The organism is Mesorhizobium sp. M7A.F.Ca.CA.004.04.2.1 (assembly GCF_004022825.1).
Taxonomy (GTDB): domain Bacteria; phylum Pseudomonadota; class Alphaproteobacteria; order Rhizobiales; family Rhizobiaceae; genus Mesorhizobium.
The window spans coordinates 1-1292 of sequence record NZ_RZPH01001330.1 but is presented as its reverse complement, the minus strand read 5'-3'; the positions used below and the strand labels follow the sequence as shown (position 1 = coordinate 1292).

Annotated in this window: 1 protein-coding gene and 1 pseudogene; one reads left to right on the top strand and one right to left on the bottom strand. The window is 56.7% G+C overall.

Annotation, left to right across the window (positions count from 1 at the left end; translation table 11 throughout):
- Nucleotides 1-439, top strand: a pseudogene (locus EN893_RS34290) (multidrug efflux MFS transporter); the annotation flags it as partial.
- A 108-nt stretch (nucleotides 440-547) separates the two neighbouring features.
- Here EN893_RS34290 and EN893_RS34285 read toward each other — a convergent pair.
- Nucleotides 548-1105: a hypothetical protein gene (locus tag EN893_RS34285; RefSeq protein WP_127271419.1), complete on the bottom strand. Its 558-nt coding sequence runs from the start codon at nucleotides 1103-1105 to the stop codon at nucleotides 548-550.
- Nucleotides 1106-1292: the final 187 nt, after the last annotated feature.

Below are 1292 nucleotides of genomic sequence, written 5' to 3'. Positions count from 1 at the left end.
ACAGATCCAGGGCGCTGGCCTGGGTTTCCTGTTCGTGCCGCTGACCACCATCACCTTCGCCACGCTGGCGCCGGAGCGGCGCGCGGAAGGCACAGGCCTTTACAATCTGTCGCGGAACATCGGCTCCAGCGTCGGCATATCCGTCGTCACCGCGCTGTTGACGGAGAACGTGCAGATCAACCACGCCAACATCGCCACCTATGTGACGCCCTACAACCAGGCTTTCAGCAATCCGGCCATCTTCCAGGCGATGGATCCCTACAGCGCCGCGGGCCGCGCCGCGCTCGACGGCGTGGTGACGCTGCAGGCGACGATCATAAGCGATATGAACGACTTCAAGCTGATGATGATCCTGTCGCTTGCCGCCATTCCGCTGGTTCTCTTGCTGCGCAAGCCGGCGACGCCAGCCAAGGTCGACCACAGCGCCGTGATGGAGTGATGTTTTGGTCGAGGGCCTTTTGTTGAAGCAAGTTTCGAATGCGTCACCGTCGACAAAATGGAAATACAACGTATGGCGACGTCGTCGGCTGTCCCGTTGCACGTGATGCTAGGTTGCCCAAGTATCCAGCTGATTGAGGACGGCAATCGCCGGATACGATTTCCTGCCGGGATAACTTTGGCGGTAGTAGGCATTCCAATAGCTTGTCGCCTTAGCGCGTATTGCACGCATTACCTGCCGGTTCTGCCGGACGAAACTGGCGTAAGCTGTCTGATCGAAATACGGCATCGCCAAATGGATATCGTCGAGAATTTCGACGACGTACTCGCCTAAGAGAAGAACGATGAATGGAATCGTCCAAGGCTCGTTCAGCGGAAGGATAATTTTGGCTGATTTTTGCCTCAGATAACCGTCTGTCGAACGTGTCAGCAAGCACTGCGACCCCGGCGAAAAGCTAGCGAAATCGACAGCTACGGTCGGCAGAAAATGCAACCGATAGGGAATGTAGATGCTGATCCCATCAGATGTGAGATGCCTCGAGGTTGTTCGGTAAGTGTCGTCGACGATGGGAGTCAATTCCTCAGCAGCTATATCGCCAAGCGCTCCAACTCCGAAAGCTGACTTTGCGGCATTTGGGAAAGGCTTGCGTTGGGTAAACCAATCCACGTCGTGTTCCTAACAAGGCTACGAAATCGATATGCAGTCAGTATGTCACATCTGCGGGCGCTAGGTGAGCGTTGTCTCTCTACCCCTCAACCGCGTTGGCAGTCGCATCGCGACGCCACATTCCGGTGCGCGGCGGTCCGTGCCAGCTTACGGCTAACCGGCATCTCGGCTACCCCTGCAAGCGCTC